Annotated in this window: 17 protein-coding genes and 1 tRNA gene; 6 read left to right on the top strand and 12 right to left on the bottom strand. The window is 42.1% G+C overall.

The annotated features are described in order from the left end of the window. Window positions 1-260 precede the first annotated feature (260 nt). On the top strand, window positions 261-1,700 hold the full coding sequence (locus tag ICN49_RS00665) for a carbohydrate porin (RefSeq protein WP_216164447.1): 1,440 nt from the start codon (window positions 261-263) through the stop codon (window positions 1,698-1,700). A 26-nt stretch (window positions 1,701-1,726) separates the two neighbouring features. After that, on the top strand, window positions 1,727-2,479 hold the full coding sequence (locus tag ICN49_RS00660; protein WP_216164444.1) for a hypothetical protein: 753 nt from the start codon (window positions 1,727-1,729) through the stop codon (window positions 2,477-2,479). Between the two features lie 194 nt (window positions 2,480-2,673). Here the strand turns inward: ICN49_RS00660 and ICN49_RS00655 are convergent, their stop codons facing one another. From ICN49_RS00655 to sorA, 4 genes are all read right to left on the bottom strand, one after another. Next, window positions 2,674-3,333, bottom strand: coding sequence for an LpxL/LpxP family acyltransferase (locus ICN49_RS00655; RefSeq protein ID WP_255535347.1), 660 nt, complete (start codon window positions 3,331-3,333; stop codon window positions 2,674-2,676). A 305-nt stretch (window positions 3,334-3,638) separates the two neighbouring features. Continuing rightward, window positions 3,639-4,823 (bottom strand): MFS transporter, encoded by a 1,185-nt coding sequence (locus tag ICN49_RS00650; protein ID WP_216164439.1) that lies wholly within the window; start codon window positions 4,821-4,823, stop codon window positions 3,639-3,641. A 104-nt stretch (window positions 4,824-4,927) separates the two neighbouring features. Then, complete coding sequence (gene sorB, locus ICN49_RS00645; protein ID WP_215290234.1) at window positions 4,928-5,239, bottom strand: SorB family sulfite dehydrogenase c-type cytochrome subunit; 312 nt, start codon at window positions 5,237-5,239, stop codon at window positions 4,928-4,930. Between the two features lie 10 nt (window positions 5,240-5,249). Beyond that, window positions 5,250-6,470: a SorA family sulfite dehydrogenase catalytic subunit gene (sorA, locus tag ICN49_RS00640; protein WP_216164436.1), complete on the bottom strand. Its 1,221-nt coding sequence runs from the start codon at window positions 6,468-6,470 to the stop codon at window positions 5,250-5,252. Window positions 6,471-6,617: 147 nt separating this feature from the next. On the opposite strand from sorA, the gene ICN49_RS00635 reads away from it, so the two are divergent. Then, the gene (locus ICN49_RS00635; RefSeq protein ID WP_216164433.1) at window positions 6,618-6,968 is read left to right on the top strand and encodes a DUF3147 family protein; all 351 of its coding nucleotides are present in this window, start codon (window positions 6,618-6,620) and stop codon (window positions 6,966-6,968) included. Window positions 6,969-7,114: 146 nt separating this feature from the next. Here the strand turns inward: ICN49_RS00635 and ICN49_RS00630 are convergent, their stop codons facing one another. From ICN49_RS00630 to ICN49_RS00595, 8 genes are all read right to left on the bottom strand, one after another. Further along, window positions 7,115-7,681, bottom strand: a complete 567-nt coding sequence (locus tag ICN49_RS00630) for an SRPBCC family protein (RefSeq protein WP_216164430.1) — start codon at window positions 7,679-7,681, stop codon at window positions 7,115-7,117. An 818-nt stretch (window positions 7,682-8,499) separates the two neighbouring features. Next, window positions 8,500-9,399 carry an alpha/beta hydrolase gene (locus ICN49_RS00625; RefSeq protein ID WP_216164427.1) on the bottom strand — a complete coding sequence of 300 codons (900 nt, stop codon included), beginning with the start codon at window positions 9,397-9,399 and terminating at the stop codon, window positions 8,500-8,502. 37 nt (window positions 9,400-9,436) lie between these two features. Then, window positions 9,437-10,393, bottom strand: coding sequence for an alpha/beta fold hydrolase (locus ICN49_RS00620; RefSeq protein WP_215304605.1), 957 nt, complete (start codon window positions 10,391-10,393; stop codon window positions 9,437-9,439). A gap of 153 nt (window positions 10,394-10,546) precedes the next feature. After that, window positions 10,547-11,101: an outer membrane protein gene (locus ICN49_RS00615; RefSeq protein WP_216164424.1), complete on the bottom strand. Its 555-nt coding sequence runs from the start codon at window positions 11,099-11,101 to the stop codon at window positions 10,547-10,549. A gap of 125 nt (window positions 11,102-11,226) precedes the next feature. Further along, window positions 11,227-11,910 carry a glutathione S-transferase family protein gene (locus tag ICN49_RS00610; RefSeq protein ID WP_216164421.1) on the bottom strand — a complete coding sequence of 228 codons (684 nt, stop codon included), beginning with the start codon at window positions 11,908-11,910 and terminating at the stop codon, window positions 11,227-11,229. A gap of 19 nt (window positions 11,911-11,929) precedes the next feature. Then, window positions 11,930-12,802: an AEC family transporter gene (locus ICN49_RS00605; protein WP_216164418.1), complete on the bottom strand. Its 873-nt coding sequence runs from the start codon at window positions 12,800-12,802 to the stop codon at window positions 11,930-11,932. 339 nt (window positions 12,803-13,141) lie between these two features. Beyond that, window positions 13,142-13,495 (bottom strand): DUF1330 domain-containing protein, encoded by a 354-nt coding sequence (locus ICN49_RS00600; protein ID WP_216164415.1) that lies wholly within the window; start codon window positions 13,493-13,495, stop codon window positions 13,142-13,144. A 300-nt stretch (window positions 13,496-13,795) separates the two neighbouring features. Beyond that, window positions 13,796-13,871: transfer RNA gene (locus ICN49_RS00595), tRNA-Phe, on the bottom strand. A 267-nt stretch (window positions 13,872-14,138) separates the two neighbouring features. Here ICN49_RS00595 and ICN49_RS00590 point away from each other — a divergent pair. The 3 genes from ICN49_RS00590 to ICN49_RS00580 form a co-directional block, all read left to right on the top strand. Then, the gene (locus ICN49_RS00590) at window positions 14,139-15,392 is read left to right on the top strand and encodes a tyrosine-type recombinase/integrase (protein ID WP_216164412.1); all 1,254 of its coding nucleotides are present in this window, start codon (window positions 14,139-14,141) and stop codon (window positions 15,390-15,392) included. 28 nt (window positions 15,393-15,420) lie between these two features. Next, window positions 15,421-15,582: a hypothetical protein gene (locus tag ICN49_RS00585; RefSeq protein WP_216164409.1), complete on the top strand. Its 162-nt coding sequence runs from the start codon at window positions 15,421-15,423 to the stop codon at window positions 15,580-15,582. Between the two features lie 17 nt (window positions 15,583-15,599). Next, a partial coding sequence (locus ICN49_RS00580) for a hypothetical protein (RefSeq protein WP_216164406.1) occupies window positions 15,600-15,786 on the top strand: 187 nt, incomplete at its 3' end.

Here is a 15,786-nt window from a genome sequence, read left to right as displayed (position 1 = left end):
GGGCTTGAGTCACCAGGTTTAACTTATCTAAAAATTGTGCGTCCTTGTGCTGGTCAAATTTTGCAATGAAATCAGAATCTTGCGAGGGGCTATTTTTCTGTGTGTACAGATTGTGTTGCCATCACTGCGCCAGTCAATCACCATAGTGTCTATGAATGTCGTTTTAAACGACATAGAATCCCAATCTCTCCAATTGAGATTCATTCTCAATTATATGCTAAGATGAGAACAATTCTCATTAAGCATATTTGTCATTTACGATGTTTTTCTCATTTAGCACTAACCGCACAGCCTTTTTCAGCCTAGTTAGCTCCCTTTGCTTGGTTGGGCTATCTTTGCCTGTCTATGCCGAGTCCCCCGTAAGCGATACCCCTATCGTTTTAGCTGTGTCACCTGTCAGTAGCGCTCCCACCATCGACAGTCCAGTCGCTCTCGAAAGTGCATCAGAGCAATGGAGTGTTCATGGGCAAGCAACATATATCAATCAATTTAAAAATAATTTCAACTCGCCTTATTACGGGGCTAAAAGTCTTTTAAATAAATCTGATGGCGATATCTCTAAAAGCTATACCTTCTCGGCCACAGCGTTTTTAGGAACAAGACTATGGGAGGGTGCTGAAGCCTATATCAACCCTGAGATGTTTGAAGGCATTCCCTTTTCTGGTCTCAGCGGATTGGGTGGGTTTAGTAATGGTGAGCTACAAAAGGGAACGGCGATTCCACCAATCTATTACATGGCAAGAATGTTTTTACGCCAGACCTTTGGCTTTGGTGGCGGACAAGAGCATATCGAAGGTGTTGCTAATCAGTTAGCAGGTAATGTAGATAAGCGTCGCCTTGTAGTGTCATACGGAACATTCTCGGCATTAGATTTCTTTGACGCCAACACCTATAGTCATGATCCTCGCACACAGTTTTTAAACTGGTCCCTTATGGCCAGCGGTGCTTATGACTATGCCGCCAACTCTCGTGGCTACACCTATGGCTTTGTAGGCGAGTATTACCATGATGAAAAATGGGTGATGCGCATGGCTCGATTGGCTATGCCCAAATCACCAAATACATTGGCGCTGGACTATGACCTGACACAGCAATACGGCAACACAGCTGAAATAACTCATCTTCATACGATTAACGGACAAGCTGGTAAGGCGAGAGTTTTAGTCTTTCAAAATCGTGGAATCATGTCTACCTATAACAATGCGATGAGTTTTGGCCAACAGACTAATACCACTCCAGATATCTTAAGCACACGATATGGGTATCAAACCAAATGGGGCTACGCATTAAATGGCGAGCAAGCGATCACAGAAAATATTGGTGCCTTTGGAAGGTGGAGTTGGAATAACGGCCAAACTGAAACGCAAGCATTTACGGATATCAGCAATTCATTATCTGGCGGCCTATCCATCAAAGGCGCTGGCTGGGGAAGACCGCGAGATACTATTGGAATTGGTGCGGCACTTAATGGAATCTCATCACAGCAAATTAGCTACCTACAAAAAGGTGGTGTAACGATGTTCATTGGAGATGGGAGACTCAACTATAAGAAAGAACAAATCTTTGAGACTTTTTATAGCTGGAATGTTTATAAGAGTCTCTCACTTTCAGCAGATTATCAGCGTATAGCTAATCCAGGATACAACGCAGATCGTGGTCCAGTAAATTTCTATGGATTAAGAGCCCACATTGAAATGTAATCGTACTGATCCTTTATGATCGCGAAATGTCTTTTTTTCAATATTCACTTAAGCCCCTCAAGTTAGCGCCTTATTTGCTTTGCTTGAGTAGCTTGGTATTTGCGGCACCTTTTGAGATTAAGGTTCACGACGAGCTCATTGCGGAATATCAAGAATCTGCCTATGAAGTAGAAACTAATCTATTTCAGGCACCAGCATCACAGGGTCTCAAAACTAATGTGTTTCAAACAAGACTTGAATATGGGTATGGTATTGCCCGTAATAGTGAGATTGGTGCCAATCTTTACTTGAGCAACTACAACGGTGTGAGCTATGTGAATGGCGGGAAGGTAAGCCATATGTATATTCCCACCCATGATGAAGAGGGCTTGTGGCATTACGGGGTGAAGAATGAGATTAATTACATCAAAGATGTAGGCGGGAATGAGACTACCTATTACGAGCTAACTCCTATCTTGGCGCTTCAACTTCAGAAATGGCGCTTCATTATTAACCCAAGCGTTGATGTGACATTGAATAAAAATAGCTCAGCTACATTCTCACCATCAGCTAAAGCGGTTTATGGGATTACGCACACGGTTGATGTAGGCATGGAGTATTACGGGGATAACCTACCCAACAAGAGCCTATACAACATCACCCAACAACCTCATGCCGCCTACTTGGTCATGGATGCCAAGCATGGCAAATCATCGTTTAACTTTGGGGTTGGCAAAGGTGTTACGGCCAATAGTGATAATTGGATTATTAAGCTGATAGCCTCACTGAGCTTTAATTAGTGTTGTCGTTTTAAACGACATCGACTGACGCAGGGATGCTAAATTGATTTGTCCTTTAAAAGGACGGCTCATACTTGGGATATCCAAAACCGATGGCGTCTACACCTGCCAAAACCAAAAAGAAAATAGCCCAACAAATGGGCTATTGTGATTCTTGGTGGCCCGGGGCGGAATCGACCAGGGCTGAGGATGCCCTACTCTGTGGGAGCCAATTCTGCTCCAGCTGGTCTTTTGTAGCGGTTGTAAGACCACATATATTGATGTGGCTTAGAAAGTATCATCTCCTCAAAATAATGATTCATTTCCGTACAGGCATCAACTAAACAATCAGGAAATGCCTCATTCATCAATTGGCTCTTAATGAGCCAGCCCTTTCCTAATCCCAGTCTTTCTGCGCTAACAAAAAGGATTGCTACATTTATTTGGCGAGCCAATTTAATTGGAAATGAGGTTGTATAAGCATATTGATTAAAAAATTTAGCCCACACCCCATCGCCAACGCTAGGCACCTGATCCGCCAATAGGCCAACTACCTCACCCTTTATTAAAGCTCGTTTAATCTGACGAACCCCGCCAAGATTTGCTTCAACAAACTCAATCTCGGTATGTTTTCTTGATTGAAGCATAAGCTCATTAACCCATCTTTTTCGGGCTGGCCTATACATTACTGTTGCTCTTGTATGTTCAGCAAAAATACGAGGCACTATTTCAAAGCCTCCTAAATGTGAAGCAAGAACAATTAAGCCTTTGCCATTTTTGGATAGCTCAATAACTTGATCCAAGTTTTCAATAGTTACTTTATTAATGGAGGATTTTGGATGCCTCCAAATCCATAATGTGTCAGCAAACATCATTCCAGATTCGGCAGCCGCCCTCCACGGGGTTGATTTGAATCCCGAATAATGGGCTGCGCTCTGATGATTTTTATATAGGCGTCGTCGGTACCTGGGAGAGAATAAGTAAACCAATACACCTGCGCCAGCGCCAATAATTTGAATGGCTGCCAATGGAAGCGAGCTAAAGAGCCGCAATATGAAATACAACATCGGCCATTCTAGACGCTATTGATGAAAAAACCACCCGAAGGTGGTTTTAGTGCTTCTTGGTGGCCCGGGGCGGAATCGACCAAGCCTAAAGATATCTAATCCTAACTCTAGACTTATAATCTTCTAAAAGCTTTTTTCAAACCCAAAGTCAGCGGCAGCACCATTAATACTGAGCCAGCAATTAGGGCAATAGTATTAGGGACCCCTAGCCTATCACCGATAAAACCATAAACAAGGGGTGAAATAGCACCGGCACCAATTGTTACCGTATAAAACACTCCAAATGCTCTTGATCGCATATGCGGCGGAACTAACTCGGGGACAGTTCCATAAAGCCCAGAGGATGTTCCATTTAAGGCAACACCAACTAATGGCAACATCAACATAACAACATCAAGATTTATTGGCAAGGTTAAAGCCATCAGAATAGTCGTGGCAATCTCTGTTATCAAAGTGGTTTTGATTACGCCAAATCGAGCTGCGATAAACCCGCAAACAAATTTACCTGCGGCGCCACCAGCAAAAGTTAAGCTCAGCGCAAAGCCCACTTGAGTGACTGTGGCACCTTTAGACATTAATAAAAAAGGTAGTAGCGTTAGAAAGCCCATACGAGTAGCGCTATCGATCGCAGCAATTGACGATAAAGAAATAAAGCCTAGATTAAGAAAGTTACTACTCGCGCCTTTTCGGCTTGTATCACCTGATGCCTCATCTAGCTGGGTCTTAGAGTGATTAGTAACCGTTGTTTTAGGCAGAATAACTGCTAAGAATATTACAGCTAGCAATCCCAAGAGCCCCATCACGCTGGTTACGGTATGCCAATCCCAGATTGCCAATAAAGCTGCGCAGAGTGATGGCAACAACACCTTCCCTATATCGCCAGAAAGGTTATATGTACTCAAAGCGCCCCTTAATTCCGAACCTTGAAAAGCATGGGAAGTTAATGAGGAGGAAAGGGGATGCTGAACACTGGCGCCAATACCGCTAAGAACTAAACAGGCTGCTAAACCCAAAAAACCGGTAGTCCAACCAGATAATAAAAATCCAATTGCCGCAATCAGAGTGCCGAATAGCAATAGGCGTTTTTCACCGACCTTTTCTGACAACATACTTGCTGGGACTTGTAGCGAAGCCATTGCCCCCGAATATAAAGTCTTTAAGGAGCCAACTTCAGCAAGCGATAAACCAAATGCCATTTGCCAAATAGGAAACATGACATATAGCAGGTCAGAATATCCATCATGAAGAATATGGGCGCCACAACAGGACCCCAAGACTCTTTTCTTGAGCGCTTTCATAACAACAATGTAACTGAGGTCTAATGAAAAAACCACCCGAAGGTGGTTTTGGTGTTTCTTGGTGGCCCGGGGCGGAATCGAACCAGGACCGAGGATGTTTAATTCTATTTCCTGTTTGCCCCATAAGTTTTATTAAGGTAGTCGACTATGACTGGAACCTCCTCATCAGTAATGGGCGCCTTAAATACATTTTTCATCCTTAAAACTTGAGCATTCCAATAGCCAACTCCCGTATTGGGCGGTTGATATTCTGCATAGTGGGCAGAGTGGCAGGTAGAGCATTTCTGTAAAGTCAGCTGATAGCCGGGCAAATCTGATGGTCGCCATAAAACAGTATCGGCTGGCAACTCAATCGTTTTAGCTTGTGCCATTTGTGCCAAAGCAAGAGCAGATAGAAGGAGGATAGTTTTTTTCATATTCTTCTCATTAAACCGCTGTGACTTTTACAGTCTCAACAATATTTCGCATATAGCCAGCCGGCATCCAGCTTGCAGTCATGGGCTGAACTTGGCCAGCATGATTAAATGCTCTGACCCTTAAGTCCAATGTCCCTTTTTGTTTTGGCGTAAATTCAATGCGCCACTCTCTAAATGAGAAACGTCCAAGGTCTTGGCCTAATCTTGCCTCTGTCCAATTTTGTCCATTGTCTTGAGAGAACAAAACTTTTTTGATGCCATAGCCCGCATCAAAGGCAATACCTCTTGCCTGAACTGATTTACCAACATTGACGACACTGCTGTCTGTAAAGTTAGTAATGAAAGATCGAATCGTAAATTGATTAATGGGGATGGTTTTTGAGGGTGCCGTTCCTGGCGCGACACAGTTACAGTCATTATCAGGAATACGATAAGCAGGATTCATCCAATAGCCGTTGTATACATCATCGACCACTTTAATTTCACTAAGGTGCTTAACCCAATACGTTCCGTAGTAGCCAGGAACAATTAACTTGATTGGATAACCATTTAAGAAAGGAATATCTGTTCCATTCATTTGATAGGCAACCATCACATTGCCATCCATGGCGTGATCAATATCTAGACCTTTTACAAAATCTGAATCGCTTGGGAGAATTGGCTGATCCAAGCCATTGAAAGTAACTTGCTTGGCTCCACTACCGGGATTGGCCGCCTTCAAAATATCTTTTAAGGCAACGCCAACCCAAGCGGCATTACCCATCGCACCATTACCGAGTTGCCCACCATTAACTCTAGGCTCAAATAAGCCGCGGCTATTACCAGAGCATTGATTAACAGCAACAATGCGTTGAGATGGAAAGTTTTTCTTTAACGCCTCTAGAGAAATCTCTAAAGGCTTTTCTACATTACCGCCAACTTTTAATCTATAAGTGTTGGGATCTATCGATGTTGGAATGCCGGCCATGTGATAACGCACAAAGAATTCATCGTTTGGCGTAATGACATGATTGTCGTAATACTGAAATGGGGTTTCTAATTGCGGCGGCCTAGAAGTCAGCACAATCATGGGCTTCTTTTCAGGAAAGGCCATGAGTTCGCGCTCACCGTAGGCAATAGGCAAATTAGTTCTCTCTGCCCCCATTGCCCAAGATGGCAATAAAGAACTGGCTCCACCAGCCAAAGCCGCTGTAATGACTTTACGTCTATTGGTAAAGTTTTCTGAATTCATGGATGTCTCCTCCATAGTATTTTTGGTTGAAGTAAGAATAGCTACTTTTGAAGAGACATGCGTTGGTGATTACCCTCATCACACATTAAAAATGTCGTTTTAAACGACATTCCTATAATGGGGCAAGCACTCACTATAAAGGCTTCTATGGCTTGGATCATCACCAAATATCTACTAACAGCAGGAATGGTTGTATTCATTTCTGAGGTTGCCAAACGCAGTGATAGGTTAGGCGGTTTTATTGCGGCATTGCCATTAATGACTCTTCTAACACTTGTATGGCTGTATGTAGAAAACCAACCCGAAGAGAAAATAGCTAATCACGCTTATTACACCTTCTGGTATGTGATTCCAACATTGCCTATGTTTCTATTATTTCCATACCTACTTCCCAGGCTAGGATTCTGGATAACCATGGGAGCTTGCGTGGTGATAACTGTTATCTGCTTTGGCTTATTTGCTTTGCTGATGAAAGGTTTTGGAATTAATCTTCTGTAAATGAGAAAACCACCCGAAGGTGGTTTTAGTGTTTCTTGGTGGCCCAGGGTGGAATCGACCAGGGCCTAGGAGCCAAATCTGCACCTAAATACATTGCATCAAGTGGCACCTCTAATTTAGTCAATGCGCACCAGAAAAAGTGAAGGCTATTTACAAGCCACTGCTTCAATAGACTTGTGTTGGGTGGCTCTTTGTGCCATGGATTCAAATCGTCCCCGCATACTATTTTTTATAAAGTATTCAATGATGGCTGAGGGGATAATTGAGTTAGGCTCAATTTGAGCGTCATACTTAAAAACTGTTTTATCTTTTTCCTCTAGCAATTTCCAGGTCCCCTTGTAAGACCTATTATCGCCGCTGATCTGCTCAAAAGTTAGAGACCTATTTGGTAGCTCTGTATATTCCACTGTTGATTTCATCTCAATAGGGAAAAATAGAATTTGCTCTTCAATCACCCTGTATACGCGAGCCTTATTACCCACTCTTGAAATAACCCTTGCTTCAATTATTCCCGGGATATTTTTAGAGCCCTCGTAATCTGTTAAGAATGTATAGGCGCTACAAATATTGATTGGTACAGAATAACTTGCTTGAGCATGAAAACGGCCATCCACCAAGGTCACGTTCACATGAACATCAAAGGGATTGGAATTCTCTTGAGCAAAGCTCTGAGAAATAAAGAAGGCTAAGGCAAGTGTCAAAAACCATTTCATTAGCTAATTTTAGGGGCTTATGGATTTTGCCGTTTTAAACAACACCTCGAGTAGATTAATGTGTCCTAGAGAACACTTCTTTTTAAATAAGTCTTATAAAGTAATTGGAGGGATGGTCAAGCAGACATTAGAGGATACGATAAGTAAGAAGTTTTTCTGCTTTCCAACTTACAGCTAGCAATCGCCAAATCTCCATTTCCTATAGTTTTGTATTTGCTTTTGCTGGACAACAAAATGAAAAAACCACCCGAAGGTGGTTTTGGTGATTCTTGGTGGCCCGGGGCGGAATCGACCAGAGCCGAGGATGTCTAATCCTTAGTCGATATTAAAAATATTCTTTAACGCACCGCAATAATAGAAATCCTCATAGCGTTTTTTAGTACTAAAAATCATCATTAGAACTAAAGTATTACCCGCTCTCGCTAAGAAAATTGACTTAGGACAAGTTTTTCTTATGCGCACAAGTAGAGTATTGGCTCACCGCTAACAACATAATTGTGGGAGAAGAAAATGGGGATGAAACATTTAGTTGTCGGGTTTGTTATTGGATTGTTTGTAGGTGTCGTAAGCGCATCAACATTGGAAGTGGGCAAAATTGGTTTTACTAAAGATGGGATGATTACCTACCTAAATCAAGCTTGCTCGAATTAAGAACAGTTTTCTCGCAGTAAACATCTTTGCCCGCAGATATATGCGGGCATTTTTTTGACCTCATACATCGGGATCTCATCCGTCAGCACCAATGAAAAAAAACCACCCGAAGGTGGTTTTGGTGTTTCTTGGTGGCTGAGGGCGGAATCGACCAGGGCCGAGGATGGTTAATTCTTCTGCTTTATTACCGAAACTATCCTGCTGTGGATAGCTCCTTCAGGAAACTCAAATTGCTCGAGCATTGTGTAGTGATCTTTTCCTGGAATATCTACAAATACAACCGGATACTTACTTGCCTTCAATTTATCAGCAAAATCATAAGACTGTCGACGCATTTCACTTAATTCAATACCACCAACAAATAAGTAAATTGGGGTTTTACCCGTTGGCAAATTCAACATAGGTGAATTTCTTTTGGCAATCGCCACATCCATTTGAAGATTTTTATTAAGGAATGATCCAGTTAGAGGCTCTAATTCAAAAATACCACTGATGGGCACAACGGCCTTTACTTTCATCCCGTTGATAGAAGTAACGGATAAATGGCCGCCCGAAGACCAGCCAGATAAAACTACATTCTTTGGATTGCCGCCCCATTCTGAAAGATGTTGACTGATAAATTTAACCGCCTTTTCAGAAGAAGCAACAATTTGATCCATATTTGCCTGGGGCGCCAATGGGTAGCCGACCATAGCTACGCTGATACCCTCTTTAAGATAATTTTCTGCCAGAAAAGCAAAATCATTTTTAGACCGTGCTTGCCAAAATCCACCGTGAATAAATATCACTACTGGTGTATTTGGTCCGGCGGAGTAGTAATCTATTTTTTCACGCTCAAGGGTGCCATAAGATATATCTAAATATTGAGAGTGAGCGGCCCTAAAGGCTTTGCTTCTTTCAATCCACGCATTGAACATTGCCGGACTTTCAGGAACGGCTTTAGTATTGTTATAGGAGTCGTCCAGCGTCTGCTGATCCATTTGATGCCAATCTGGAAAGCTTTGGGCCCAAAGATTATTCACACTAACAGCAATGGTGCCAGCCAGAATAAATTTTATTAATTTCATTTTATCTCCATTATTTGTTTTTTAAAGCGTAAGGAATCTAAAACTGCTCTTTGAAATAATCAGAAATGGCCTGCTGGAAGATGGAGTAACCCTTTTGGTACATCATCATATGCCCAGCGTTAGGAACAACTACATAGCGCTTATTAGAATTGGGCAATTGCTCAAAGAAAGGCATCAATTGCTTGGTATCGGCTACGTCGTCATATTGACCGTGAATGATCATCGTCGGAACAATGATCTGGGTCGGGTTGAGCATTGGCAATTTAGTAACTAAATCTAGTTGGGGACTTGTAGCAGTGTTTACCTCAACGGCGGCGGCACTTTTAGCATAAGCATCCACAACCTCTGGGAAATTATCTTCTTTAGGTGTAAGTGAATAGAATCGCCCGTGCCATCCTGCTTCAGGAATTTGTATATAGACCTTTTCTTGATAGGTTTTTAAATTCGCCCTACGCTTACCAATATCAATACTATCGATTCCCATCTGAGCATAAGAAACATAGCGATCCACTTTTTCTGGGTGCGCCATCACAAATAGGCCGCCATATTGCGTAGCATATGACCAAGCCAACAACTTTACCTTGGGAACATTTCTGGCTTTCATTACAAAATCAACGGTTGCGTTTAGATCGCTTGCGGCATCCTCTGTAGTGAAATGTTGCTCTGGATGCGTGGACCTTCCAAAGCCTCTAATATCTAAAGCAAATACATCGAAGCCTTGTTTGGCCAATACATCCATTAGGCTAATGTCTGGCTTACTTGGAACTCGTAAATCAAAAGATTCCTTGCCTGCTGTAGCGGAACCGTGAGCCAAGACAATCACTGGTTTATTTTTTGGGCTACCAGTAAATTTTTCCCAAACATATATCTTGATGTCGCCATTTTGAACCCAGTGTTCGACGCTTTGTACGCTACTAAAGTTATTTTTTTCTGCCATTACATTTGAAAAGTTGATAGCAAGCAATGCCGCAACCAGAATGTGGACTAACCTCATTTTTGTCTCCAATTTATTTTTATAAGCTACAAAATCAGAATATCACGGCCAAAGAATTGAAGTGCGACAGCAAATGAAAAAACCACCCGTAGGTGGTTTTGATGTTTCTTGGTGGCCCGGGGCGGAATCGACCAGGGCCGAGGATGTCTGATCCTAGAATCTCCAGCCTAAAGAAATGCCATAAGAATTGATATTGACCTTATCGCTAGAGCCATCACTCCAGTAAACAGTCTTGTAGTTTTGTTGAGACACCTCAACCCTTGTAAATAGGTTTTTGGTCAACAAATACTCGGCGCCGATGCCGTAACTAGGCCCATTAATCCATTGATAGTAGCCAGGAGATGAATACTTAGACCAGGAGTAGCCAAGCTTGACATAGGCCATTAATTTTTCTGTAAATGCGTAACCCACTTTTCCGCCAGCTTCAATCGGATGATGGGCATCTGGATCTGTGCCAGAAGTATCTGTGGTGCCTAAATCGTATGAACCATACACTCCAATCAACCATTGATCATTGATTGCCCTATAAGCATCAGCGGTAATGCTAGGAACGCCGCTTCTACTGGTAGCTGAATCGCCCGGAGTAGATTTGTCTGTAATGGAATTTAATGAGTAATCAATTGACAAACCAAAACCTTCAAAGTTTTGTGATTGAGCAAAGGCCGCTGGACTTAATAGCATCCATAGCAAGATTGCCATCTTTTTCATTGCTTCCCTTTATTTTAGTATTTGCTAGATTCTATCAACGGGGAAATTAAAAAACCACCCGAAGGTGGTTTTGGTGTTTCTTGGTGGCCCGGGGCGGAATCGACCAAGGCCTAGGATGCTTCATCCTACTTCTTGAGTCTTTCGTTGCTGGGAAAGAGATTCTTTCTCGAATCTTCATCTACTTCTGTCTTGAAGGTGTACTTAGTCTTAATAGCTTCAACAGCTTGAGCACTTGGCTTGGCATTGATCTCATCTAAAAGGCGTTTCACACTAGGTAGTTTTTCCCAGGCGCCTTCGCCTAATACAAATGGAATGACTCTTGCCCAGCCCCAAACAGACATATCCACAATGCTGTATTCACTGAGCATATAGGGCTGTTTAGCTAGGCGCTCTTCAATTAACAACCAATGACGCCATGCTTCAAAGTCATAGCGATTGACCGCATATTCTTTTGGCTCTGGGGCAAAGTGCTTGAAATGAACAGCTTGACCACAATAGGGCCCGATACCAGTAGCAACAAACATCAGCCATGAATACAGCTCAGCATGGGCTTGTGGCGTATTTGCCGGCATAAACTTACCAATCTTTTCACCTAAGTAAAGCATGATGGCATTGCTATCAAACACCTTAATATCACCATCAACTAAAGCAGGCGTCTTTCCATTTGGGTTGATTGCTCTAAATTCTGGCTTGTGTTGATCGCCCTTGCGGGTATCAGTCACAATAATTTCATAAGGTGTATTGGTCTCTTCTAAATAAAGAGCTACTTTTGCTGGATTAGGTGATGGGTGATAGTAGAGCTTAAGCATATTTTCTTTCTCAAATGAATTAAAGTGCCAACCAAAGGACTAAAGGTAAAGCCAATAAAGATAGTAAATGTCCCACAATGACAATCGAAGCGACCTTATCCGGTTCTTGTTTATATCGATCAGCAATCATATAGTTAAAAACTGCTGGGGGTAGTCCGGCAAACAATATCAATGCGCCTTTTTGAATTGGCTCCAAAGGAATCAATATCAAAACTAGGTAAGTTATTAATAGACGCGAGACTATAGATAAAGCAGATCCAATTGCCCCCAACTTGAGATACTCAATCTTGCTATCAGCTAATCGAGTGCCCAGCGATAAAAGCATCAACGGCACCAAGATGTTACCCACCATGGATAAGGGGATGTTCATCCATTCTGGTAAAGATAAGTGAAAGCATGAAAATAGAACGCCCAGTATGGTTGCCCAAACTAAAGGGCTGGCATAAATCAGCTTGGCATCTACCCTGCCACTCATGATCCCAACGCCTACTGAGAAATGAAGAATATTAGAAAAGACCAGAAGCAAAACGGCAGGGGCTAAGCCATCTGGTCCAAAGGCCAGAACGGTTAATGGAATACCAATGGGGCCCACATTACCAAACATCACAGAGGGCAATAAGGCCTTAGCACCAGTACCGGAATATTTTGCTAATGGCCAAATCAAAAGTCCTGAAAATATCACCACAATCGTTGCGGCCAATACAAAGAAGCTTGCGCTTGCTAACTCAAATTGTTTCGCTGATAAGGACGTAAAGATTAAGCACGGCAAAGCTAAATCAATAATGATTTGATTAGCGCCTGCCATATTCGGCTTTTTTACTCGGCCATAAATAAATCCCGCCAACACTATGGCAAAGATGGGTAAGGTAATGCTGAGTATTCGTTCAATCATTTAATGACTTCTAAAACCTCAGTTAATGAGGTGCCTTCATAGTTTGGTTTTTCACCAATCCCTTCACATGGATTTCTATTGTCGTTTAAAACGACATCCCAAGCACCGACCCTAGATGAGCGTCGATTTAAGCGACACTGACCAACACAAGGATGACAAATCCCCCATTAATAACTGTCCTTTTAAAGGACGATTCCAGTCGGGGAGAATTTGGAAAACAAAGGGGAAATGGTGCCAGACCGCGGCCTACACTAGAGATTCTATGGACCAACTCTAATGTTTTGAGAATTCTTGGTGGCCCGGGGCGGAATCTACCAGGGGCGAGGATGAGTGATTCCGTTACTTTCCTTCAACAATATAAAGTCGTGATGATGCATATTTATCACGACTTTCAGCTAAAGCTTTACGCTCTGGAGAATTTACCATAGCCTGCGCCTTTTCAAAGCTATCAAATCTAGCAATGGTCACTCGGTTTATGCTTTTATCAAAGTTAGACACCCCTTCAATTTTGTCTCCCCCCACAATAAAAGTCCCGCCAAACTTGGTGTACATAGCAACTGCTTTAGGCGCATATTCTTTCATGTAACCTGCCCTGTCTTTAATGGTTAATTCCGAGACGAGATAAGCTGGTTTGGTTTGAGCAAATACGGAGGCTGATACACATAACAATAAAACGGCCAATAGTTTCTTCATTTGATTTATTCCTTATAAATATTGAATCTTCGAAAATCTCAAGTGTCTAGCTTCGGGACGCTGAGTTGTTTTGTTCCAAATTGAACAAATGAAAAACTACGAGAAAGTAGTTTGATGTCTCCCCCGGCCAATAACAATCTAGGGCAGGTTTATAGTTAGAAAAATCAATGTATAGAACAAAGATTGCCCGGTATACCTAGTACATACCCGCTCCTATTGGCAATGCTTGAATTGATGGTTTAAGAGTTAATCCCACCAGACCAAATGAAAAAACCACCCGAAGGTGGTTTTGGTGTTTCTTGGTGGCCCGGGGCGGAATCGAACCACCGACACAAGGATTTTCAATCCTCTGCTCTACCGACTGAGCTACCAGGCCAAGACTGCTTATTATACGCAAACTGTTCTTAAAGCTGTTAAAAAATCCTCTACTGTGCGTTTCCACCTTGTAGTTATCAGCTTTTCTACTGTGTGTACGCTATACAAAATAGTTTTCACTGTGTCCATTTAGTCCCACTGTAAAAACCCTGCGTTTACTTAAACCACACCCAACACGCATACAAAACCCACCAAAATATTGCTGTTAGCAGTTGTAGCACACCAAAATCAGGTTGTCCTTACGCTGTGCTGACACTACGCTGTAAAAATGCGTCGTCCATTTACACAGTTAGTTAAAACACAAAGTACAAGTAGCAATAGCCTCACCACCTTACAAAATGACAGCATTGTTTACTTGCGTGATGGGGATGTTGTTTTATATAAGCGTGAAAACAGTAGCGTATGGCAGATGCGCTACAGGCTATATGACAAGGAGTGGCGCAGGGTTAGCACAAAGCATCACAACATAGACTACGCAATACGCACAGCAGGTGACATATACGACGAGGCACGATTTAGAGAGCGTTTAGGACTGTCATTTACTCGTCGCAAGTTTGGTGCTATCGCAAAAGTATGTTTACAAGATATACAAATAGAAATAGACGCAGGCATAAAGCCAATGACTAACAGCGACTACATAAGAGCAATAAACAAATATCTCGTTCCGTTTTTTGAAAACTACTACATTGAAAACATAGACGCAGAAGTTATGCGCAAGTATGAAGTGTGGCGCAATGAACTTATGAAACGCATTCCGTTAGCAAGCACATTAGCAACTCACGCAAGCGCATACAGACGAGTGATAGATACAGCAATACAGCGTGGATGGTTGAGTGAAAACTTGCCGACAGCGCAAATGAGTAGGCGTGGAGAGAAAGGCAAAGCACGACCAGGCTTCACGCGAGCAGAGATTGATTACTTGTTAGATTTTTTAGAAAGCTACAGCGAAGGTGGGCACAGTGCTCGTGCTAAAGAAATGCGCTTGTTGAGTAGAGACTACATAGAGTTATTGATTGGTACTGGTATGCGCTGTGGCAAAGAGAGCTTACACATTAAATGGAAACACATAGAGTGGTACACAGACACTAATACAGACAAGCGTTATCTGCGCATATGGGTAAGTGGCAAAACAGGCTCACGCTTATTGATTGCTAAACATAATGTAAGAGAAACATTAGAGAGACTGATTAGCAGAGAGGATTTATTTGAGGGAAAAGATTTAGATACAGTATTAGCAGAGAAGCACGATGTGTATTTGTTTAAGTACAGCAACGGAGAACAGCCGAAAAGTTTTCACACAACATTTATATGGCTTATGAAGGCAAGTGGGCTTATAAAAGACAGTGCTACAGGACAAAACAGAACCTTGTATTCATTGCGTCACACATATGCTACATTGGAACTTACAGAAAATAGAACGGATTTACATACGCTTGCGAAGCAGATGGGTACAAGCGTTGGAATGATTGAAAAACATTACAGTAAGCTAACAGCAACGATGGCGGCTGATAGACTGGCATAACTTATGTTTACATACTTAAATGAAAAATATGAAAGATAGACTAATACTTTTAGCATTATGGATAGTGGTCGCATTTATAACTTTTTTTGCTATGGGTAAAGATAGTGCACCAGACTGGGCGAAAGAGTTAGAGGTGTTATTGGGTTTAGGTGTTTCATTGATATTGTTAAATCAAGCTTTTGACAAGTGAGAGATTTATAAGTGTCAATGTTTAATCAAACGCTGAGTTTTTATGGCTTGCTATTAAACGCTTTTGGTTCAGTTGCTTTGATTTTTTCACCCAGCTATTACTCAAGCTATACAAGCAATGGCGAGCAAGAGGTTGCGTTTGTTAGCAATCAAACAGTTGAAGGTAAAAAAAGATATAGGTTTAAGCAAATAACTAACAAGGCTT

This window comes from Polynucleobacter finlandensis (genome assembly GCF_018881755.1).
In the GTDB taxonomy this organism is placed as follows: domain Bacteria; phylum Pseudomonadota; class Gammaproteobacteria; order Burkholderiales; family Burkholderiaceae; genus Polynucleobacter; species Polynucleobacter finlandensis.
This window is presented reverse-complemented; position numbering and strand designations above follow the sequence as displayed.

What these genes read in the sequence shown, in the direction of transcription:
- ICN49_RS00615 (WP_216164424.1), bottom strand. Translation starts at nt 11,101, where the DNA reads ATGAAAAAGATGGCAATCTTGCTATGGATGCTATTAAGTCCAGCGGCC.
- ICN49_RS00605 (WP_216164418.1), bottom strand. Translation starts at nt 12,802, where the DNA reads ATGATTGAACGAATACTCAGCATTACCTTACCCATCTTTGCCATAGTG.
- ICN49_RS00650 (WP_216164439.1), bottom strand. Translation starts at nt 4,823, where the DNA reads ATGAAAGCGCTCAAGAAAAGAGTCTTGGGGTCCTGTTGTGGCGCCCAT.
- sorA (WP_216164436.1), bottom strand. Translation starts at nt 6,470, where the DNA reads ATGAATTCAGAAAACTTTACCAATAGACGTAAAGTCATTACAGCGGCT.
- ICN49_RS00620 (WP_215304605.1), bottom strand. Translation starts at nt 10,393, where the DNA reads ATGAGGTTAGTCCACATTCTGGTTGCGGCATTGCTTGCTATCAACTTT.
- ICN49_RS00665 (WP_216164447.1), top strand. Translation starts at nt 261, where the DNA reads ATGTTTTTCTCATTTAGCACTAACCGCACAGCCTTTTTCAGCCTAGTT.
- ICN49_RS00655 (WP_255535347.1), bottom strand. Translation starts at nt 3,333, where the DNA reads ATGATGTTTGCTGACACATTATGGATTTGGAGGCATCCAAAATCCTCC.
- ICN49_RS00630 (WP_216164430.1), bottom strand. Translation starts at nt 7,681, where the DNA reads ATGAAATGGTTTTTGACACTTGCCTTAGCCTTCTTTATTTCTCAGAGC.
- ICN49_RS00660 (WP_216164444.1), top strand. Translation starts at nt 1,727, where the DNA reads ATGTCTTTTTTTCAATATTCACTTAAGCCCCTCAAGTTAGCGCCTTAT.
- ICN49_RS00585 (WP_216164409.1), top strand. Translation starts at nt 15,421, where the DNA reads ATGAAAGATAGACTAATACTTTTAGCATTATGGATAGTGGTCGCATTT.
- ICN49_RS00635 (WP_216164433.1), top strand. Translation starts at nt 6,618, where the DNA reads ATGGCTTGGATCATCACCAAATATCTACTAACAGCAGGAATGGTTGTA.
- sorB (WP_215290234.1), bottom strand. Translation starts at nt 5,239, where the DNA reads ATGAAAAAAACTATCCTCCTTCTATCTGCTCTTGCTTTGGCACAAATG.
- ICN49_RS00600 (WP_216164415.1), bottom strand. Translation starts at nt 13,495, where the DNA reads ATGAAGAAACTATTGGCCGTTTTATTGTTATGTGTATCAGCCTCCGTA.
- ICN49_RS00625 (WP_216164427.1), bottom strand. Translation starts at nt 9,399, where the DNA reads ATGAAATTAATAAAATTTATTCTGGCTGGCACCATTGCTGTTAGTGTG.
- ICN49_RS00590 (WP_216164412.1), top strand. Translation starts at nt 14,139, where the DNA reads ATGCGTCGTCCATTTACACAGTTAGTTAAAACACAAAGTACAAGTAGC.
- ICN49_RS00610 (WP_216164421.1), bottom strand. Translation starts at nt 11,910, where the DNA reads ATGCTTAAGCTCTACTATCACCCATCACCTAATCCAGCAAAAGTAGCT.